The following is a 20,414-nucleotide window of genomic DNA, read 5'->3' as shown; positions in this document are numbered from 1 at the left end:
TGTCGCGTCAACGGCGAGTGGCACCACCCTCGCGTTTTCTTTTCATGACGCCGGATATCGCATTACCTTGGGACCTGCCCAGTAAAACTTTCCAAACATTTCTATAATTGCTGGGTTTTCCTGAACCGGAAAGTCCGCCATGAAATGGATCATCCTGGCGATCATTGCTGCTTGCGCTATGTACGTGCATTTCCGCGGTAAGGTCCGCCACAAATTCTTCCGTCAGCTCTCTGACCACTCCACGTTTTTGTCACCGCTGAACGTGTTCATGTACGCGTTTTCTCGCGTACCGACGACGCCCTATCTGAAGACCGACAACTTTCCCGAGCTCGAACCGTTGCGTCAGAATTGGGAAGTCATTCGTGCCGAAGCGGTGACGCTGCTTGAGGCGAGCCGCATCAAGGCGTCCGACAAGTACAACGACGTTGGCTTCAATTCGTTTTTCAAAAGCGGCTGGAAGCGCTTCTATCTCAAGTGGTATGACGATGCGCATCCGTCCGCCAATGACCTCTGCCCGGTGACGACCCGCCTCGTGAGCAAGATCCCCACGATCAAGGCCGCCATGTTCGCCGAGTTGCCGCATGGCAGCCGTCTGGTGCGTCACCGCGATCCGTATGCCGGGTCGTTGCGCTATCACCTTGGGCTGATCACGCCGAACGACGATCGTTGCTACATCGACGTGGACGGCCAGCGATACAGCTGGCGCGACGGCGAGGGCGTGGTGTTCGACGAGACGTATATCCATTACGCCGAGAACCAGAGCGGCCAGAACCGTGTCATTCTGTTTTGCGACGTGGAGCGTCCGATGAAGTATCGCTGGTCACAGGCGATCAACCATTGGTTCGGACGTCATCTGGTCGGTGCCGCCGCCTCGCCGAACGATGCGGGCGACCGAACCGGCGGGCTGAACAAGGCTTTCAAGTATATTTACTCGATCCGCATCGTCGGCAAACGCCTCAAGGCGTGGAACCGGCACGTGTACTATGCGGTGAAATGGGCGTTGTTCGGGGGTATCCTGCTGTGGATACTATGGTGACCGGCGCCCGCTGAATCACGGCCCAACGCCTGACTTTGCTGCATGACATCACGGCGCCTGAGCGAAAGCCAGGCGCCGCGTCTTTGAAAACGATGACAAACCAAATGCCTGCCGGGGACTTGCCCGCCGATCGCTACGCTGTGATCGGCCATCCAGTCGAACATAGCCAATCGCCGTTCATCCACGCGGAATTCGCGCGCGAGACGGCGCAGCGCCTCACTTATGAGCGCTTGCTCGCGCCTCTCGACGCGTTCGCTGCAACGGTGCGAACGTTCATCGAACACGGTGCGCGCGGCGCCAACGTCACCGTCCCCTTCAAACTCGAAGCGCACGCGCTGGCAGATCGGCTCACCGAGCGTGCCCAGGCGGCCGGCGCGGTCAACACGCTGGTGTTCGATGCGGATGGGATTACCGGCGACAACACCGACGGTGTCGGGCTGGTGCGCGACATCGAAGGCCCGCTTGGCGTGTCGCTGGCGGGGCGTCGTGTGCTGTTGCTCGGTGCGGGGGGCGCATCGCGCGGTGCGATGCTGCCGCTGATCGAAGCGAAGCCGGCGACGCTGTTCATCGCGAACCGCACGGCCTCGCGTGCCGACGAACTCGTCGGCCGTTTCACCGATGCGGCCAAACGCCAGGCGGTGTCGCTCGCCGGCGGTGGCTGGGATGCGGTTCCGGGCAGTTTCGACGTCGTCATCAACGCGACGGCAGGCAGTCTCCAGGGAGACGTCCCGCCGTTGCCCGCCGGCACTTATACCGCCGGGGCGCTGGCGTACGACATGATGTATGGCGCACAGCCAACGGTATTCATGACGCACGCGCTGTCAGCAGGTGCCGATCGCGCGGCGGATGGCCTGGGCATGCTCGTCGAGCAGGCGGCGGAAGCGTTTGCCGTGTGGCGCGGTGTGCGTCCGTCGACTGACGTCGTGCGCGCCGCGTTGCGCGCCCGGCTCGCGGCAAAAGGCTGATTCGCGCCGATGGCCGCGCAACGACGCACGTCGCACACGCCGCGCACGAAAGGCTCGGGCCGCAAGCGTGCCTGGGGACCGTGGCAATGGACGGGTTACGTCATTACGTTGCTGATTGTCGGCGTGCTCGCGACGCAGCTCTATTATTTCCTGCAAATCGGCTGGTGGGTGCGCTTCAATCCGCAGTCGACGGCGTTCATGCGGGCGGCACAAACGCGTTTGCGCGAGACCGATCCCAATGCCACACTCAAGCATCAATGGGTGCCGTACGACCAGATCTCGCGCAATCTGAAACGCGCGATCATCGCCAGCGAAGACGCGAATTTCGTCAATCACGACGGTTACGAAATCGACGCAATGCTCGGCGCGTGGGAGAAGAATCAGAAGAAGGGACGTATCGTGGCGGGCGGTTCCACGCTCTCGCAGCAACTCGCCAAGAACCTGTTCCTCTCGAGCGAGAAGAGTTATCTGCGAAAAGCCGAAGAATTCACCATCACCTGGATGCTCGAATTCTGGATGGACAAGCAGCGGATCTTCGAGATCTATCTCAACTCGGTGGAGTGGGGCGAGGGCGTCTTCGGCGCTGAAGCCGCCGCGCGCTACTACTACGGCATTCCTGCATCGAAGCTCTCGCCGTGGCAGGCGGCGCGGCTGGCGGTGATGCTGCCGCGTCCGCGCTACTTCGATACCCACCGCAATTCGCCGTACCTCGCGCAGCGCGCCGGGGTGATCGCGCGCCGCATGGGGGCGGCGGAGTTGCCGCAGTGATCAGTGTCGCGGTTGGGCCGAGTCCGGGATCGTCTGCGTCGGCACCTGCATGACGGTGCGTGTCGGATAGGGCAACGAGCAACCGACACCCTCGACCGTCTCCTTCACGTTACGTTGCAGGTCCCAGTACAGTCCCCAGTAATTGCCAAGCAGCGACCACACGCGAACATTGACGATGACGGCGCTGTCGCTCACTTGCTTGACCATGATCTCCGGCGCCGGCGTGCTGAGTACGCGGTCGTCGTCGGTCACGTGCTCGCGCAGGGCGTTCATTGCGGCGTCGAGATCATCGTCGAGCGCAATGCCGACGGTGATTTCCATGCGACGCGTGGCGTTGCGACTGTAGTTCGTGATCGGCTGACCCCAGATCTGGTTGTTCGGTACGCAGACGTAGATGCCGTCGGCGTTCGTCAGCGTCGTCGTGAACAGGCCGATCTCTTCCACGGTACCCGCGACAGCCGACCCGGCCGTCACGTAGTCGCCATTGCGAAACGGACGCAGCACCAGCAGCATCGTGCCGGCCGCGATGTTTTGCAGTGTGCCTTGCAAGGCGAGCCCGATGGCAAGACCGGCTGCGCCGAGTACCGCAATGATGCTCGCCGTCTGCACACCGAACTGCGCAAGCACGGCAATGATCGTGATGATGCGCACCGACCACAGCACCACCGACTCGATGAGCGGCTTGAGCGTGGCATCGAAGTGCTGCGAACGACTGAGGGTCTTGTGGACGAAGCGTGACAACCGTTTGGCAATCCAGAAGCCGACCAGCAGAATCAGCACGGCTTGCACGAACGACAGGCCGTAGTGAACCGCGTTGGCGGCGAGGAAGCCGGTGACGGCGTCGAAGGATGTAAGCGGGGCAGTGACTTCCGCCATTGTTCAATTCTCCCTGTCGCGTGACGTCCCGGTACAAGAAGGTGCCGGCGCGAACGTCGATGAATGTATAAGCAGAAAAACGCAGATCTGGGGCGCACGATGCAGCGCGCTCACCCAAGCGTCGACATCAAAATTGACGCAAAGTGCGTAGATTGGTTCGCCCAGCTTGCCATCGTTTCCGCGCGAAACCGACAGATTCAACGGTTTTAGGAATATTCCTACGAACGATTCCGGTACCGACCGACACGGGCGGCACCGGGGGGGGCGCCCGTGTCGTAGCGGGCGATGGTGGCAGATGTGCCGCCATTGGCGTGACTGTGGCGCGGCTGCTACACTTGGCGTCGCCTTGTCGCAGGGAGAACCTCGTTTGATCAATGCCTTCGTCATCCATCACGGCCGCCTGCAACAGGTGACTTGTGACCATCCCAGTGATCTGGCCAGCGTTACGCCGGTCTGGGTCGATCTTCACAGCGAATCCGAAGAGGAACGCCGCTGGGTCGAAGAGGCCTACAAGGTCAAACTGCCCTCACGTGACGAAGTGACGGATATCGAGGCGTCGGCGCGTTATTACGAAGACGACGACGGCGTGCTTCACATTCGCACGGACTTCCTGCTCGACGACGAAGAGCAATCGCGCAACGTGCCGGTCGCGTTCGTGGTGGTCAAGGATCTGCTGATTTCGGTGCACGACGAAGACCTGCCGGTCTTCCGTCTGGTGCGTATGCGCGCCCGGATTCGTCCGGGTTCCGTGCGCGACGCGATGGACGTACTGCTCGACCTCTATTCCACCGACGCTGAATACTCGGCGGATTCGCTCGAAAGCGTTTATGCCGCGCTCGAAGAGGTCAGCAAAAGCGTGCTCGGCAAGAACCTCACCGATGCCGATGCCGCCAAGGCGCTCGAGAGCATTGCCGCGCAGGAAGACTTGAACGGGCGCATCCGGCGTAACGTCATGGATACGCGCCGCGCGGTGTCGTTCCTCATGCGGGCGCGAATGCTCAAGGACGAGCAGTATCAGGAAGGCAAGCAGATCATGCGAGATATTGAGTCGCTCGATAATCACACCGCCTATCTGTTCGACAAGATCAACTTCCTGATGGATGCGACCATCGGTTTCATCAACATCAATCAGAACAAGATCATCAAGATTTTTTCGGTGGCCGCCGTGGCGTTCCTGCCGCCGACGCTCATCGCCAGTATTTACGGCATGAACTTCCGGATGATGCCGGAACTGTCGTGGGAAGCCGGTTATCCGTTTGCGATCGGGCTGATGATCCTCTCGGCGATTGCGCCGTTCCTGTACTTCCGTCATCGCGGCTGGCTCGATTGACCGTCGCGGGCGCGTGACATCGTGCGGTACGCCGCGTGTCGGAAAGATGTCGTCTTCGGCGTCGCTTCGGACGTGAAACCGTTGGTGTGATGCCTCGCGATAACGACAGCGCAGGGCCGGGGCGCCAAGCAGGTAAAATGGCGGCCTTGCCCGAAACATCCTCCGTCGGATTACCGCCGTCGGAATCCCGCCGGAACCTCGTCATGACATTCACCCAAGTTCTCAACGCCGCCTGGACGCGCAACAACTCGCTGCTGTGCGTGGGCCTCGACCCCGAGCCGTCGCGCATTCCCGCGCATCTGCAAGGCAAGCCGGACGCGATTTTCGAGTTCTGCCGCCAGATCGTGGACGCCACCGCGCCCTACGCCAGCGCCTTCAAGCCGCAGATCGCCTATTTCGCGGCGCATCGCGCCGAAGACCAGCTCGAACAACTGATTGCGCACATCCACGCCGATCATCCGGGACTGCCGGTGATTCTGGACGCCAAGCGCGGCGACATCGGCAGCACCGCCGAGCAATATGCGCGCGAAGCATTCGAGCGCTATCGTGCCGACGCCGTGACGGTGAACCCATACATGGGCTTCGACTCGCTGGAGCCGTATCTGGCCCATGCGGACAAGGGCGTGATCGTGCTGTGCCGTACGTCGAATCCCGGCGGCAGCGACCTCCAGTTTCTCGACGTCGACGGCAAGCCGTTGTATCAGACGGTCGCACGACTGGCGGCGGGGCCGTGGAATACGAGCGGTCAGATCGGGCTCGTGGTCGGCGCGACTTTCCCGGCGGAAATCGCGACCGTGCGCAGCATCGTGGGCGATATGCCGTTGCTGATTCCGGGTGTCGGTGCCCAGGGTGGCGATGTCGAGGCGACGGTCAAGGCGGGTCGTACCGGCAATGGCACTGGCATGATGATCAACTCGTCGCGCGCCATCATTTACGCGGGCCGTGACGAGAACTTCGCACAGGCCGCAGCCGAAGCTGCCCAGAAAACGCGTGACAGCATCAACGCTTATCGCTGATTCTGGCGCCGGACGCCGGCGTCACCGTGTGACAAAAAGACAGCGCCTCGCGACTTCGCAGGTGCTGTTTTTTTATGGGCGGGCAAGACGCCGTGTGCCGTCGTTCACGCGCTGTCCGTTAGCGTTGCCGGATGAGCGACAGCTTGATGTGACGTCCGGGGCCAGTTTCGCCACGTCGTAGCGGCAACACACGCGATACCCGGCGAGCGAGCGTAATTACGCTTCCGCTTTATCGAGCAATTCAATGACGCCACGCAGGGCGTATTGCGCTGCCTGACTGCGGACCTGGGTGCGATCGCCCTTGAAGTGCTTAGTCTCGACGATGGTCGTCACACGGTTGCTCCATCCGAAGCAGACCATGCCCACCGGTTTGTCGGCGGTGCCGCCACCCGGGCCGGCAACGCCCGTGATCGACAGAGAGATTTGCGCGCGACTGTTGAGCAGGGCGCCTTCTGCCATGGCACGCGCGACGGGTTCGCTCACCGCGCCGTGCTTTTCGATCAGCTCGGACGGCACGCCGATCATCTCGGTCTTGGCCTGATTCGAGTACGTCACGAAGCCGCGTTCGAACCAGTTGCTGCTGCCGGAAATATCGGTGATTGCCGCGGCGACAAGGCCGCCGGTGCACGATTCGGCCGTCGTCAGCAGCAGGCGCTCGTCGCGCAGACGATTGCCGACTTTCACCGACAGTTGGGCCAGAAGATTTTGTTCGGAGACCACGGGACGACGCCTTCAAGAAGTCTATGCAACGAATACGAGCCAGGTACGACGCACGCCAGCGAGCATCGGCGCACTACCGTGCAGGGCGCTTGCCGCAACGCGACGACGAATCAGGTCGACACCATCAGATCGAGAGTGTCGCGCTGTCCGGCGATCAGATCGAACGCCAGAGCGCAATCACGAGTAACGTACAGAACGCAGCGACGAGGTCGTCGAGCATGATGCCGAGTCCACCCTTGACCGTGCGGTCGAAGTAGCTGATCGGCGGCGGCTTGACGGCGTCGAAGAAACGGAACAGCACGAACGCGACGAGTTGGCCGACGAAGCTCGACGGCGTAATGAGCAGCAGCACGATCCAGAACGCGACGATCTCATCCCACACGACTGCGCTCGGATCCTGAACGCCGAGCTTGCGTGCCGTAAAGCTGCAAATCCAGATGCCGCCGAGGATGGACGCTGCAATCAGCACGGCCCAGCCTGTGACAGTCAGATACAGGTTGAGCACCAGATACGACGCCCAGCCGAATAACGTTCCCACCGTACCCGGCGCAAACGCCGACAGACCCGTGCCGAAGCCGAGCGAAAACAGATGTGCGGGGTGCGACAGCAGGAAACGCGAGTTCGGCCGGCGCGGGCCGCTGCCCGGATTGACGGCGGCCGTTTGATCAGTGCTCATTGGAAATGGTCGAAACTTTTGAAGTCGGCAGCGACGCTCGCGCCAGTATTGTCATGGAGATGCAGCATCGTGTGGCGCGCGTCGGGAAGCGCTATTGTACCGATACGCGTGACCCGTATGCCGAGTTCGTTGCCGATCGCCTCGATCCGCGTGCGCTGCGAGGGACCGGCACAGAAGCAAAGCTGGTAATCGTCTCCGCCCGCGAGCGTGCACAGTCGTTGAATTTCGCTCGGTTGTGCAGCGAGCAATGCGGATCGGGGCAACGCGTCGACATCGATGCGTGCGCTCATCGTCGAGCGCTCGAGAATATGACCGAGATCGCCGATCAGACCGTCGGAGATATCGAGTGCAGCCCGCGCCACGCCACGCAGCGCGAGACCCAGAGCGATTTGCGGTTCGGGCACATCCATCGCGCGGCGTGCCAGCGCGAGATCGCTTTCGGATAGGGGCCACTCATCGCGTAACGCACCGAGCGCGAGCCGCGCATCTCCCAACGTTCCTGAGATCCAGATGTCGTCGCCGGGGCGCGCCGCGTCACGGCGCAATGCCTGCGCGCCGGGCACGCTGCCAAAGACCGTCACGCAGAGATTGCGTGGCCCACGGGTGGTATCTCCCCCGATCAGCGGGCAGGCATAGCGGTCGGCGAGTTCGGCGAGACCTTGCGCGAAAGGGCCGAGCCAGGCCGGATCGCTGTCGGGTAATGCGAGCGCCAGCGTGAATCCGAGCGGCCGCGCCCCCATGGCCGCCAGATCCGAGAGATTGACGGCAAGGGTCTTGTGGCCGAGTGTTTGCGGGTCGACATCGGCGAGAAAGTGTCGGCCTTCCACCAGCATGTCCGTCGAAATCGCCAACTGCTCTCCGGCGGGAGGACGCAACAGCGCGCAATCGTCGCCGATGCCGAGCGTGACATGCTCGCCCTGTCGCGTCGCCCGGGCGAAGAAGCGATCGATCAGCGAGAACTCGGACAGTGATGACGAAGCGGTCGGGGAGGTCGTGGTCATGAGCAACGAGAAGGGGTGGGCGAAGCAGCCGGTGGTGCCACGCAAACCCCTATTCTAAGAGGCCGCTGCGGCTTTCCCAAGCAGGCATAGCGGTTTGTTCGCGGTTTTCAGGCAGCGTCTCATGCCGTATTCAGACAACACCTGACCCGTAACGCATCTGTTGTCTGAAAATGGCGGCGATGGTGCAATGCAGCGTTGAATTCACGCTGATTTTTCGCCACTATCGGCATGGAATTGCTTCAGTGCGGGTGTGACCCTTATCCGTTTTTTGCATAAATCACGTGAATAAATAGGGCTACAATTCGCACTGAAATTCTGATCTCTCCTGTTCGCCAAGAGCTTCCCCTCATGCCCACGCCGATCGACCCGAAACTGCGCGAAGCTGCGCTCGAGTATCACGAACATCCCACCCCCGGCAAAATCGCGATCGCGCCGACCAAGCAGTTACTGAACCAGCGCGATCTGGCGCTGGCGTACTCGCCGGGCGTTGCTGCCGCGTGTGAGGAAATCGTCATCGATCCGCTCAATGCGTCGCGTTACACGGCGCGGGGCAATCTGGTCGGTGTGATCACGAACGGCACCGCCGTGCTTGGGCTGGGCGACATCGGTCCGCTGGCTTCCAAGCCGGTGATGGAAGGCAAGGGCGTGCTGTTCAAGAAGTTCGCCAATATCGACGTGTTCGATATCGAAATCGCCGAGAAGGACCCGGAGAAGCTCGTCGACATCATCGCGGCGCTCGAGCCGACGTTCGGTGCCATCAATCTGGAAGACATCAAGGCGCCCGAGTGCTTCATCGTGGAGCGCAAGCTGCGCGAGCGCATGAAGATTCCGGTCTTCCATGACGATCAGCACGGCACGGCCATCGTGGTGGCGGCAGCGCTTATCAACGGCCTGAAGGTGGTCGACAAGGATCTCGCCTCGGTGAAGGTGGTGACGTCCGGTGCCGGCGCGGCTGCGCTGGCGTGTCTGGACCTGCTCGTGGACATGGGGCTGCCCATCGAGAACATCTGGGTGACGGACCTGGCGGGTGTGGTGTATGAGGGCCGTACCGAATTGATGGACCCGGAGAAGATTCGCTTCTCGCAAAAGACGGATGCGCGCGGTCTGGCCGAAGTGATCGGTGGCGCCGATGTGTTCCTCGGACTGTCGGCTGCCGGCGTGCTCAAGCCGGAAATGGTCAAGACGATGGCCGACAAGCCGCTGATCTTCGCACTGGCCAACCCGAATCCGGAAATCACGCCGGAACTCGCGAAAGAAGTGCGCCCGGATTGCGTGATGGCGACCGGTCGAACGGACTATCCGAACCAGGTCAACAACGTTCTCTGCTTCCCGTTCATCTTCCGTGGCGCCATCGATGTGGGTGCGACCACGATCACGCGTTCGATGGAGATCGCCGCCGTGAACGCGCTGGCGGAGCTGGCGCGTCAGGAGCAGAGCGATATCGTGGCTTCGGCGTACGGCATCAAGAATCTGTCGTTCGGCCCGGAATATCTGATTCCGAAGCCCTTCGATCCGCGTCTGCTGGTCAAGGTGGCCACGGCAGTGGCCGAAGCGGCGATGGCGGCAGGCGTCGCCACGCGCCCGCTCGCGGACATCGACACCTATTCGCAGTCGCTCCAGCAATTCGTGTATCACAGCGGCGGTCTGATGAAGCCGCTGTTCTCGGTGGCGCGTAGCGTTGCTGCCGACAGGAAGCGCATTGCCTTCGCCGAAGGGGAGGAGGAGCGCGTGCTGCGCGCTGTTCAGGTCCTCGTGGACGAACGCGTCGCGACGCCGGTGCTGGTGGGTCGCCCGGCCGTGATCGAGCATCGTATCCAGCAATACGGCCTGCGTCTGACGCCGGGGGTGGACTTCACCGTCGTCAACCCGGAGCACGATGAGCGCTATCGCGATTACTGGGAGACCTATCACCGTCTGACGAATCGCAAGGGCGTGACGGCGTCGTATGCACGCGTCGAAATGCGTCGCCGTACGACGCTGATCGCCGCAATGCTGGTGAGCAAAGGGGAAGCGGACGGCATGATTTGCGGCACGGTGTCGACACCGGGCCGTCACCTGCACTTCATCGATCGCGTGATCGGCAAGCGAGACGGCGGGAATGTCTACGGCGCAATGAACGCGCTGGTGCTGCCGAATCGTCAGATATTCCTGGTCGACACGCACATTAATCAGGATCCGACGGCAGAGCAACTGGCGGAAATCACGCTGATGGCGGCTGAAGAGATTCGCCGTTTCGGCATTCAGCCGAAGGTTGCGCTGCTGTCACACTCGAACTTCGGTACGAGCGATGCCAATTGCGCCCGCAAGATGCGCGAAACGCTGGCAATCCTGCAAGAACGTGCACCGGATCTGGAGGTTGACGGTGAAATGCACGGCGATTGCGCGCTGGACCCGGAATTGCGTGCACGCATCATGCCGGATTCGACGCTGACGGGGGCGGCCAATCTGTTGGTCATGCCGAACATCGACGCTGCCAACATCGCCTATAACCTGCTCAAGACGGCGGCCGGTAATAACGTGGCGATCGGGCCGATTCTGCTGGGAGCCGCCAAGCCGGTACATATTCTGACGGAGTCTGCAACGGTGCGTCGCATCATCAACATGGCGGCACTCGTCGTGGCTGATGCGGCAGCGCAACAACAAGGTCTGTGATCGGGTTGGTGCGGTGACGGATTTGGCGCCGTTTCGCGCACGTTAGCCGACGAAGTAAACAAAACGCCGCCCTGAAACGGGCGGCGTTTTGTTATTCCAGTGACGCTTTTTGTGCATCGTATATTCCCATGTGGGCACTTACTGTCGTGAAAAAGCGTGTGTTATCGTGAATTCTCTCAGGCCTTTGGTTGCAAAATGTAAGCTGGCATTGATTCTCGCGACCAATAGCGATAACCTTACGGCTTCACCCACCAGAACGGGCCTGCAGCGCAAGACCGCGCCGGGCGACAGCTAGCTATGACAATGGCACGTTGGCTTCACCGGAGCATCGTGGCACTGACTGCGGCGGGTAGTGTCTTTCTGGGGGCCAATGCTGTGGCGCGTGAAACCGCGCCATACGTCACGGATCAAACGGCGACGGTCTCCGTTGCCGAGTTACCTCGCGAAGCGCAGCGTACGCTGTCGCTGATTGCCCAGGGCGGGCCGTTTCCCTATGCCAAGGATGGCATCACGTTCGGAAACTACGAAAAGCGTCTGCCCAAAATGCCGCGTGGCTATTACCATGAATATACGGTGCCGACTCCCGGTGCCCGCAATAGAGGTGCCAGGCGCATCATCTGTGGGGGTAACCAACGCATGGTCGAGCCGTGTTACTACACCCAAGACCACTACAACAGCTTTAGACGCATAAGGGAATGACAGCAGTATGAGTGAGCCGGTTTTCGCACAAGAACACGGGAAAGATCTTATGGCAGATCCATTCGGTGCGGGCGATGGCAACTTGTTCAAGCAGGTGCTGGGCCTGCATGCTGTTGCGCGGGCCGGCCATCGCCGTAGCCTATCGGAAGAGGGAGATATGAGTCTTTTCCAGGCCGTGAGGCCGAATATCGTGCAGTCGATCCGCGCATTCCGCGTGGCGGACCTGGCGGCGGAGGCAGAGCGACTCGGGCAACACTTCCTGTACGCCAACTGTGCGAATGCACAAAGCAAGGCCGAAGTGCTGGACACCATCGCTTCGTCGTTCCTGTTCCCGAAACACTTCGGGAAGAACTTCGACGCCTTGCGCGATTGTCTGACTGATCTCGTGTCTCACTGTGGTCCGCAACCTGGATTCGTCGTGGTGCTTGAGGGACTGCCGGTCGTGACAAAGTTTGATAAGGACGGGCGCGAGACGCTGCTCGACGTGTTCCGCGATGCCGCTGAGTTCTGGGGCGAGCGGCGCGTGACCTTCCGCGTTTTTTATTCGTTTGCCTGATCGGTATCTGAATCAGGTATCTGAATTGCATTGAGCGTGAGGTTGACGATGCCGGCGTGATCGCGGCGCCTATTGTTGGCGAGTTCTTGTATTTGCGTATTGCCCGATAGCTGTTCATGAAAAAAGGTCCGCATTGCGGACCTTTTTTGTTTTTCGCCAACCGACTGAGGACCGACTGCGATTAACCGTTGTGCCCGCCGCCGAGGAACTGCTGCGCCAGCGAGGCCAGATCGAATTGCCCTTGCGGTACCGAGCCGTTCGGCGTGAGGTGGTTGACCACCTGTGGCAAGAGGGCCGACAACTCCTGCGCGGCTTCGCTCTCGGAGACACCGGCCGTGCTGGCGAGCTGTTGCAACTGACCGCCCGGGCCGAGCGCCTGTGTGACCTGATCCGGGCTGACGGCCTGATTGTTGCCGGTGCCGATCCACGAATTCACGGCCTCGCCGAGCCCCCCCTGATTGAGAATCTGCGTCAGTCCGCCCAGACCGCCAAGCGAACCGATCAGGTCGCCGGGCGACGTCGCGGGCGCGCCAGCCCCTGCGGCCGGGGCTTGTGCGCCGCCGAGCAACCCGCCGAGCAGGCCACCAAGGCCGCCGGCCCCTGCTGCGGCACCGCCACCGCCCAGCATGCCGCCGAGGGCGCCGCCGAGCGAGCCGAGCAGACCGCCGCCTTCGCCCTCTTGTCCCTGAGCGTTACCCGAACGGCTGGCGATCATCGCCAGCAAGCCCATCAGGAGCAAGGTCTTCGTGTTGAAACCGCCACCACCGGCCTGATTGCCGGACCCACCACCGAGAATGCTGTCCAGGATACCCATGACGATTACTCCTTTAGGCTTGTGAGGCCATTTTCTCGATCATCGATGCTTACCAACCGCCCCAGCGAGCGGCCAACGCAGCGAGCACGGCAATGCCCGCTGTTTCGGTGCGAAGGATGCGTTCACCCAGACGGATTGCCGTGAACCCGCGCTGTCGTGCGAGCGCTTCCTCCTGCGGTGCCAGCCCGCCTTCCGGGCCGAAGAGCAACACGCCGGGCTGAGACGGCGCTTCCAGCGGTAGCGAATCGAATCCGCTGTCTGCTCGAGGTGACAATAGCACACGCCATACGTCACTCCTGGAGACGTCCTCATCGCCCAGCCATGCCCCGATGGGGCGAATCGGCAGCACGCGCGGCACGCGGTTTCGTCCGCATTGCTCGCATGCCGCTTGCACGAGCGCTTGCCAGTGCGCAACGCGCTTTGCTGCACGTTCCCCGTCCAGGCGAATCACCGAGCGCTGCGTCGCCAGCGGCTGAATTTCCGTCACCCCCAGCTCGATAGCCTTCTCGATCAGCCAGTCCATCTTGTCGCCACCCGCGATGCCTTGGGCCAGCGTAATGCGGTAGGGAGGCTCGGCTTCGCGAGTGTCGTGCTCGCCGAGCTGTGCGGTCGCATGACGTTTTTCCAGTGTGCGCAGCACTGCCGGATATTCTCCGCCCGTACCGTCGAATAGCGTGAGGGAATCGCTAGTCTTCAGGCGCAACACCTGAACGTGACGAACGACGGACTCGGGTAGATCGAGAAGGGCGCCGGCATGCAGTGGCGCATCGATAAAAAAGCGAGGCATTCGGAGAGGGCGGACGAAAGATGACCGGAGGGATGGCGCTGGGGACAGAAGCATACCCCAACGCACGCGGGACACACGCCTGGCGTGGTCAGCTTCGTGGCGCGACCGGTCTGGCGAATCCCCAACGGTAGCCGTCGGGATCTTCCAGTTGGCAGAAGCGATCCCCCCAGAACTGGTCGCTGGGCGGCATCAAGCCTTTGGCGCCGGCGGCCGTTGCGCGGGCGTACAGGGCATCGACGTCTTCCGTGTACACATAGAAGCTCTGCGGCGCTTCGACGCCCGACGTGCGTGGCGTGCGAGCGGTCGTCGCAAAGGCTCCCTCGGGGGCGAACATCAGGATCAGTTGGCCCTGATAGAACATTTCGACGTGCATGACGGCGCCATCGTCGTCCACCATGTCGTGTACCGCGAAGCCGAACGCCTGCTCATAGAACGTGGCCGATGCTCTGGCGTCGCGCACGGTCAGATAGGGGGTCAGCCACGGCACATGGGATGGGCGGGGGTCGGACATGACGGTGCTCCGTTGAGTTCGCCGGTGGTGAGGATCGAGGGGGGAGGCCGGCGAGTCGTCGTGACAAGTTCTCAATATACAAGGAACACGTGGATGGTTCACCTCCGTCGCGATTCCGGTGCGGGCGCGCGAATGCGTCATGACGTTAGCGGGACCGGGGCGCCGACGGCGTGATATCGCCGAAGATGCCGCGCAGTTCCGGGGATATGTCGAATAACGCGGCATGGCGCGATGGTGAGTAGTGCCGCAACCCGTCCAGCGTAGGCGGCAACGCGAGGGACGTCAACGCATCGAAGTCATGGGTGTCGAGCGTGTCGCTTGCGAGCGCAAGCGCCCATTGCGTACCGTAGAGCGGCACGTAGGTCGTCATCGGCGAGACATGGCGGAACACCGAGCGCAGCGCATCGAGGATGCGGCGCACTTGCGCTGCCTCGAACCACGGTGCGCCAAGTTGCAAGGCGATGCCGCCGCGGGGTGCGAGCAGCGCGCGGATTTTTTCGAAAAAAGGCGCATCGTGCAGCGACGCTGCGTCGCCGTCCGCCTCCGTCAGATCGAAGATGATCGCGTCGAACCGGTCACCTTTCGCGAGGGCCGCTTCGACGAGATCCCGCGCGTCGCCGATGACGAGCGTCGTGCGCGCATCGTCGAACGCGCCGCCGGGCAGCGACGGCATGTATTGCAGGACGACGGCGGGGACCTGCGGGTCCAGCTCGGCGACGACGACCTCCCTCACGGTGGCATGCCGCAGGGCTTCGCGCGCCGAGCCGCCATCTCCGCCGCCAAGGATCAGCACGCGTTGCGCGTGGCCGTGCGCGAGCAACAGCGGGTGCACCATGCATTCATGGCAAATGTGCGCGTCGGCCAGTGACGCCATGAAACGACCATCCAGCCGATACGCCCGGCCAAGGTCGCCGAACGCGGGCAGATCGACGATCTCGATGTGCTGATGTGCCGAGGTCGTGGCGTAGACGGCACGCGCGGCGAACGCATAGCGAGCCCACGCGCCGAGCGGCGCCCAGGCTGGGGTGGCGTCAGCGGGTGTCAGGGGCGGTGTTTCTTGTCCGGATTCATGCGCGGGGTTGGGGGTTTTGGCGGTCATTGGCGAGGCAACTCCCTCTAATTTGTGCCGATCACATCACTTCTTCGCATGATTCCACGTTCCCGTCGACTGAGGAAGTTCGCCGTTACCGACCCGGGCGATGGTCGATTCTGGTAAAATCTCGGTCTTTTCCTGCATTTGAATTTCGCGCGGCGGCTCGCGGCAACGGGGCACGCCCGCTCTTCCGGCTGGTCACCATGACGAACTCCTCTCCTGCTACGGCTGCGCTGATGGCTTCCGCCATCCGCGTCCTCTCCATGGACGCGGTCCAACAGGCCAACTCCGGTCACCCTGGCGCGCCGATGGGCATGGCCGATATCGCGGTCGCTCTCTGGGGCCGCCATCTCAAGCACAATCCCGTGAACCCGCACTGGGCCGATCGCGACCGCTTCGTGCTGTCGAACGGTCACGGCTCGATGCTCATCTACTCGTTGCTGCATCTGACGGGTTACGACCTGCCGATCGAAGAGCTCAAGCACTTCCGTCAACTGCACAGCAAGACGCCGGGTCACCCCGAAGTGGGTATTACCCCGGGCGTCGAGACGACCACGGGCCCGCTGGGTCAGGGCATTACCAACGCCGTCGGTTTCGCCCTCGCCGAAGCGTTGCTCGCCAAGGAATTCAACCGCCCGGGCAATGACATCGTCGACCACTATACGTATGCATTCCTCGGCGACGGTTGCCTGATGGAAGGCATTTCGCACGAAGCCTGTTCGCTGGCGGGCACGCTGCGTCTGAACAAGCTGATCGCGCTGTACGACGACAACGGTATCTCGATCGACGGTGACGTCGAGTACTGGTTCGCCGACGATACCCCGAAGCGTTTCGAAGCCTATGGCTGGAACGTGATCCGCGGTATCGATGGTCATGACGTCGACGCCATCGACGCCGCCATCGCGCAAGCCAAGACGTCGGATCGTCCGACGCTGATCTGCTGCAAGACGCTGATCGGCAAGGGCGCACCGAATAAGCAAGGCGGTCATGACGTACACGGTGCTCCGCTGGGCGCTGACGAAATCGCCGCGACGCGCGCTGCGCTGGGCTGGAATCTGCCGCCGTTCGAAGTGCCGGCCGATGTCTACGCTGCATGGGACGCCAAGGCTGCCGGTCAACAGGCCGAAGCTGCCTGGAACGAGCGTTTTGCCGCGTATCGCAGCCAGTTCCCGGCCGAAGCTGCCGAGTTCGAGCGCCGTATGAAGGGTGAATTGCCGGGCGACTTCAAGTCGGCCGCCGCCGCCCTCATCGCCAAGACCAACGAGAAGGCCGAGACGGTCGCTACGCGTAAGGCGTCGCAACTGGCCATCGAAGGGCTCGCCGCCGTGCTGCCGGAATTCCTGGGCGGCTCGGCCGATCTGACCGGCTCGAACCTCACGAACTGGAAGGCCAGCAAGGCCGTGCGCGCCAACGCAGAGGGCGTGCAGTTCGGCAATCACATCAACTACGGTGTGCGCGAGTTCGGCATGAGCGCCATCATGAACGGCATTGCGCTGCACGGTGGTTACATCCCGTTCGGCGGCACGTTCCTGACGTTCTCCGACTACAGCCGTAACGCGCTGCGCATGGCCGCGCTAATGAAGCTGCGCTCGATCTTCGTGTTCACGCACGATTCGATCGGTCTGGGCGAAGATGGCCCGACGCACCAGTCGATCGAGCACGTCTCGAGCCTGCGCCTGATTCCGCAAATGGACCTGTGGCGTCCGTGCGATACGACCGAGACGGCTGCCGCCTGGGTGGCTGCGGTCGAACGTCACGACGGTCCGTCGAGCCTGGTGCTCAGCCGTCAGAACCTGCCGTTTGTCTCGCGCAGCGATGCGCAGATCGCCGACATCCGCCGTGGCGGTTATGTGCTGCGCGACGTTGCCAATCCGAAGATCGTGCTGATCGCGACCGGTTCGGAAATGGATCTGGCGCTCAAGGGCGCCGAAGCACTGGCCGCCGAGGGTATTGCCGCGCGTGTCGTGTCCATGCCGTCGACCAACGTGTTCGATCGTCAGGACAAGGCCTACCGCGAGAGCGTGCTGCCGCGCGGCGTGCCGCGTGTGGCCGTTGAAGCCGGTGTGACGGCGTTCTGGCACAAGTACGTCGGCCTGGAAGGCGGCGTGGTCGGCATCGACACCTTTGGCGAGTCGGCCCCGGCCGGCGTGCTGTTCAAACACTTCGGCTTCACCGTCGACCACGTGGTCGCGACGGTCAAGTCCGTGCTTGGCTGATTTCGTTAGACCTTACGGAGATACCCCCATGACCATTCGCGTCGCTATTAACGGCTACGGCCGTATCGGCCGCAACGTACTGCGTGCTCATTACGAAGGCGGTAAGAAGCACGACATCGAAATCGTCGCCATCAACGATCTCGGCAACGCACAGACGAACGCCCACCTGACGCAATACGACACGGCGCACGGCAAGTTCCCGGGCACCGTGACGGTCGACGGCGACTACATGGTCGTCAACGGCGACAAGATTCGCGTGCTGGCCAACCGCAACCCGGCAGAACTGCCGTGGGGCGAGCTGGGCGTGGACGTCGTGCTGGAGTGCACGGGCTTCTTCACCACAAAGGAAAAGGCCAGCGCTCACCTGAAGGGCGGCGCGAAGAAGGTCATCATCTCGGCCCCGGGCGGCAAGGATGTGGACGCAACGGTCGTGTTCGGCGTGAACGAAGGCGTGCTCAAGTCGACCGACACGGTCATCTCGAACGCTTCGTGCACCACGAACTGCCTGGCACCGCTGGTCAAGCCGCTGCACGACAAGATCGGTCTGGAAACGGGCCTGATGACGACCGTTCACGCTTACACGAACGACCAGGTGCTGACGGACGTCTATCACGAAGACCTCCGCCGTGCCCGTTCGGCCACGATGAGCATGATCCCGACGAAGACGGGCGCTGCCTCGGCCGTCGGCCTGGTGCTGCCGGAACTCAATGGCAAGCTGGATGGCTACGCGATCCGCGTCCCGACGATCAACGTGTCGATCGTCGACCTGTCGTTCATCGCCAAGCGCGACACGACGGTGGACGAAGTCAACGCGATCCTGAAGGAAGCTGCCGAAGGCTCGCTGAAGGCGATCGCCACGTACAATACGGCACCGCTGGTGTCCGTCGACTTCAATCACAACCCGGCATCGTCGAACTTCGACGGCACCCTGACGAAGGTCTCGGGGCGCCTGGTGAAGGTGAGCTCGTGGTACGACAACGAGTGGGGCTTCTCGAACCGCATGCTCGACACGACCGTCGCGCTGATGGCTGCGAAGTAAGTCGCGGTTGTTTGTCGACGAAAAAAAGCCGCTGTCGAAAGACAGCGGCTTTTTTCTTCAATGCATCTCGCGGAAAGTTCTCGCGTTAAGCTTCGCGAGTGCGCGATTTTCGTGCAAGCCCAAGGATCGTACCCACGATACCGCCCAAAATCAGGCCGCCGATGCCGAAATACAGCTTGCGCGGGAATTCCGGGTTCGGGTCGACCTGAATATCACTGACGATGCGCGTGTTGTACGACTGATCGGGTGCCAGCGCCTGCGCCACGCGGTAGCGGCTGTCGTTGAGTGCGGCCCGTTCCGTGCGGCTACTTTGCAACGCGCTCAGCGCCATCAGCGAGTCTGTATTCTTCGAGCGCGCCAGCGCGGCGTTCAATGCTTCCTGTGCCTTGCTGTTGGCCTCGATGGCCGCGTCGATAACGATCAACTGTTGTTTGGGAAGCGCGCGCACACGATCAAGGATCGCGGCGTGCTCCGTAGTGATCTCCCGTGAGGCAGCCGTCAATACGGCTTCCGCTTGCATGGGCGACGTGCCACGAGCGCTAATCTCGATGTAGGCGGTACCAGGCAATGCACGTGCCTTCAATTTTTTCCACGCGACAGACTTGCGTAGCGCCGGCAGGTTGTCTTTCAATTCCGGCTCGATCTCTGCCGCGACCTTGTCGCGAAACGTACTGAGCTGGATCCGACCGACCGTTTGCTGAATCGACTCGATCAGCGGACCGTCGGGCCCAGCAACGGGGGAGCCGGCGGCTCGCCCGATTTGTACCGTCACCGTTCCTTCCCACTGCTTGCCGATGAAATAGGTACTTCCGATCCCGATCGCAGCGCCAAGCACAGCCAGCCCTGCAATCGCCTTCAGGTTGTCGCGGATAAAGCCAAGAACATCCGCGAACGAAACTTCGTCTGCGTCACTCTGTGCCATGTCGTTGGGCAAATCTTTGGTAGTCATAAGAGGGCCGGGCTTGATGCGATCGTGCAGAGGCGATGGTGCACCTCGACGTAATTGACGGACGGCTATTGTAGACGACGCGTGCCCGCATCTAATCCAAATGGGCAGCAAGCAGAGGGAAGAATCCCAGAATGTCTTCGCTCGAAGACATTCTGACAAACTCTTTTTTAATTTTTCTGACGGTGTGGGCAGGGGTCCTTCGTGCAGCTGCCGTACATCGCGAGCGAGTGCTCCTGGAGCGCGAAACCGCGTTCCTTGGCGATCAACTTCTGACGGCGTTCGATCTCGGCGTCGAAGAATTCCTCGACGCGCCCGCAGTCCATGCACACGAGGTGATCGTGGTGATGGCCTTCGTTGAGTTCGAAAACGGCCTTGCCGGATTCAAAGTTGCTGCGCGACAATAGCCCGGCTTGCTCGAATTGCGTCAACACACGGTAAACCGTGGCCAGACCGATATCGAGATTTTCGCCGAGCAGATGACGATATACGTCTTCAGCGGTCAAGTGGCGCACCTCACTGTTCTGGAAGATTTCCAGAATCTTGAGGCGCGGAAGCGTGGCTTTCAGTCCGATATTTTTCAGATCGGCGGGATTCGGCATCGCTCTACGTCCCTAGAGTACAATACAGCCCCAATAATAATGCCTTTTTGCCTTGCCCGGGCGCAAACCGGGGCAAACGGGACGGTAGTGCCGTCAACGGGGGCGATGTGG

At 61.8% G+C, this 20,414-nt stretch carries 20 protein-coding genes; 10 read left to right on the top strand and 10 right to left on the bottom strand.

What is annotated here, in order from left to right:
* Window positions 1-139: 139 nt before the first annotated feature.
* The 3 genes from lpxO to mtgA all read left to right on the top strand — a co-directional run bounded on the left by lpxO (window position 140) and on the right by mtgA (window position 2,769).
* A complete protein-coding gene (lpxO, locus tag PCA20602_RS03245; protein WP_150719918.1) occupies window positions 140-1,036 on the top strand; it encodes a lipid A hydroxylase LpxO in 897 nt (298 codons plus the stop codon).
* Window positions 1,037-1,128: 92 nt separating this feature from the next.
* Entirely contained in the window at window positions 1,129-2,001 is an 873-nt protein-coding gene (aroE, locus tag PCA20602_RS03240) for a shikimate dehydrogenase (protein WP_425495632.1), read from the top strand.
* Between the two features lie 9 nt (window positions 2,002-2,010).
* Window positions 2,011-2,769: a monofunctional biosynthetic peptidoglycan transglycosylase gene (gene mtgA / locus PCA20602_RS03235; RefSeq protein WP_150719916.1), complete on the top strand. Its 759-nt coding sequence runs from the start codon at window positions 2,011-2,013 to the stop codon at window positions 2,767-2,769.
* Here mtgA and PCA20602_RS03230 read toward each other — a convergent pair whose 3' ends face one another.
* Complete coding sequence (locus tag PCA20602_RS03230; RefSeq protein ID WP_150719915.1) at window positions 2,770-3,645, bottom strand: mechanosensitive ion channel family protein; 876 nt, start codon at window positions 3,643-3,645, stop codon at window positions 2,770-2,772. It lies immediately after the preceding gene.
* A gap of 367 nt (window positions 3,646-4,012) precedes the next feature.
* Between PCA20602_RS03230 and corA the strand changes: the two genes are divergently transcribed.
* Both corA and pyrF read left to right on the top strand, forming a co-directional pair.
* A complete protein-coding gene (corA, locus tag PCA20602_RS03225; RefSeq protein ID WP_150719914.1) occupies window positions 4,013-4,975 on the top strand; it encodes a magnesium/cobalt transporter CorA in 963 nt (320 codons plus the stop codon).
* Between the two features lie 203 nt (window positions 4,976-5,178).
* The gene (gene pyrF, locus PCA20602_RS03220) at window positions 5,179-5,991 is read left to right on the top strand and encodes an orotidine-5'-phosphate decarboxylase (protein WP_150719913.1); all 813 of its coding nucleotides are present in this window, start codon (window positions 5,179-5,181) and stop codon (window positions 5,989-5,991) included.
* Window positions 5,992-6,207: 216 nt separating this feature from the next.
* Here pyrF and PCA20602_RS03215 read toward each other — a convergent pair whose 3' ends face one another.
* The 3 genes from PCA20602_RS03215 to thiL all read right to left on the bottom strand — a co-directional run bounded on the left by PCA20602_RS03215 (window position 6,208) and on the right by thiL (window position 8,388).
* The gene (locus PCA20602_RS03215; RefSeq protein ID WP_069340990.1) at window positions 6,208-6,711 is read right to left on the bottom strand and encodes a CinA family protein; all 504 of its coding nucleotides are present in this window, start codon (window positions 6,709-6,711) and stop codon (window positions 6,208-6,210) included.
* Between the two features lie 154 nt (window positions 6,712-6,865).
* A complete protein-coding gene (locus tag PCA20602_RS03210) occupies window positions 6,866-7,387 on the bottom strand; it encodes a phosphatidylglycerophosphatase A family protein (RefSeq protein WP_150719912.1) in 522 nt (173 codons plus the stop codon).
* Window positions 7,384-8,388, bottom strand: coding sequence for a thiamine-phosphate kinase (gene thiL, locus PCA20602_RS03205; protein WP_150719911.1), 1,005 nt, complete (start codon window positions 8,386-8,388; stop codon window positions 7,384-7,386). Before thiL ends, PCA20602_RS03210 begins: the two co-directional genes overlap by 4 nt.
* Window positions 8,389-8,736: 348 nt before the next feature.
* Here thiL and PCA20602_RS03200 point away from each other — a divergent pair, with 348 nt between their 5' ends.
* The 3 genes from PCA20602_RS03200 (at window position 8,737) to PCA20602_RS03190 (ending at window position 12,295) form a co-directional block, all read left to right on the top strand.
* Window positions 8,737-11,040, top strand: coding sequence for an NADP-dependent malic enzyme (locus tag PCA20602_RS03200; protein WP_150719910.1), 2,304 nt, complete (start codon window positions 8,737-8,739; stop codon window positions 11,038-11,040).
* Window positions 11,041-11,343: 303 nt separating this feature from the next.
* On the top strand, window positions 11,344-11,739 hold the full coding sequence (locus PCA20602_RS03195) for a guanyl-specific ribonuclease (RefSeq protein WP_083253663.1): 396 nt from the start codon (window positions 11,344-11,346) through the stop codon (window positions 11,737-11,739).
* Between the two features lie 49 nt (window positions 11,740-11,788).
* Window positions 11,789-12,295, top strand: a complete 507-nt coding sequence (locus PCA20602_RS03190; RefSeq protein ID WP_425495631.1) for a barstar family protein — start codon at window positions 11,789-11,791, stop codon at window positions 12,293-12,295.
* 181 nt (window positions 12,296-12,476) lie between these two features.
* On the opposite strand, the gene PCA20602_RS03185 is transcribed toward PCA20602_RS03190, so the two are convergent.
* The 4 genes from PCA20602_RS03185 to PCA20602_RS03170 all read right to left on the bottom strand — a co-directional run bounded on the left by PCA20602_RS03185 (window position 12,477) and on the right by PCA20602_RS03170 (window position 15,281).
* A complete protein-coding gene (locus PCA20602_RS03185; protein WP_150719909.1) occupies window positions 12,477-13,109 on the bottom strand; it encodes a YidB family protein in 633 nt (210 codons plus the stop codon).
* 49 nt (window positions 13,110-13,158) lie between these two features.
* Window positions 13,159-13,896: a 16S rRNA (uracil(1498)-N(3))-methyltransferase gene (locus tag PCA20602_RS03180; protein ID WP_150719908.1), complete on the bottom strand. Its 738-nt coding sequence runs from the start codon at window positions 13,894-13,896 to the stop codon at window positions 13,159-13,161.
* A gap of 88 nt (window positions 13,897-13,984) precedes the next feature.
* Window positions 13,985-14,407: a VOC family protein gene (locus tag PCA20602_RS03175; RefSeq protein WP_069340996.1), complete on the bottom strand. Its 423-nt coding sequence runs from the start codon at window positions 14,405-14,407 to the stop codon at window positions 13,985-13,987.
* A gap of 145 nt (window positions 14,408-14,552) precedes the next feature.
* Window positions 14,553-15,281: a spermine/spermidine synthase domain-containing protein gene (locus PCA20602_RS03170; RefSeq protein WP_281354620.1), complete on the bottom strand. Its 729-nt coding sequence runs from the start codon at window positions 15,279-15,281 to the stop codon at window positions 14,553-14,555.
* A gap of 422 nt (window positions 15,282-15,703) precedes the next feature.
* Between PCA20602_RS03170 and tkt the strand changes: the two genes are divergently transcribed.
* Entirely contained in the window at window positions 15,704-17,716 is a 2,013-nt protein-coding gene (gene tkt / locus PCA20602_RS03165; protein WP_150719906.1) for a transketolase, read from the top strand.
* Window positions 17,717-17,744: 28 nt separating this feature from the next.
* Window positions 17,745-18,755, top strand: a complete 1,011-nt coding sequence (gap, locus tag PCA20602_RS03160) for a type I glyceraldehyde-3-phosphate dehydrogenase (protein ID WP_044457102.1) — start codon at window positions 17,745-17,747, stop codon at window positions 18,753-18,755.
* Window positions 18,756-18,840: 85 nt separating this feature from the next.
* On the opposite strand, the gene PCA20602_RS03155 is transcribed toward gap, so the two are convergent.
* Window positions 18,841-19,704: a GumC domain-containing protein gene (locus PCA20602_RS03155; protein ID WP_150719905.1), complete on the bottom strand. Its 864-nt coding sequence runs from the start codon at window positions 19,702-19,704 to the stop codon at window positions 18,841-18,843.
* Between the two features lie 167 nt (window positions 19,705-19,871).
* Entirely contained in the window at window positions 19,872-20,303 is a 432-nt protein-coding gene (fur, locus tag PCA20602_RS03150) for a ferric iron uptake transcriptional regulator (protein WP_039393197.1), read from the bottom strand.
* Between the last annotated feature and the right edge of the window lie 111 nt (window positions 20,304-20,414).

The sequence above is a fragment of the Pandoraea capi genome (genome assembly GCF_902459735.1).
GTDB classification, from domain to species: domain Bacteria; phylum Pseudomonadota; class Gammaproteobacteria; order Burkholderiales; family Burkholderiaceae; genus Pandoraea; species Pandoraea capi.
This window is presented reverse-complemented; position numbering and strand designations above follow the sequence as displayed.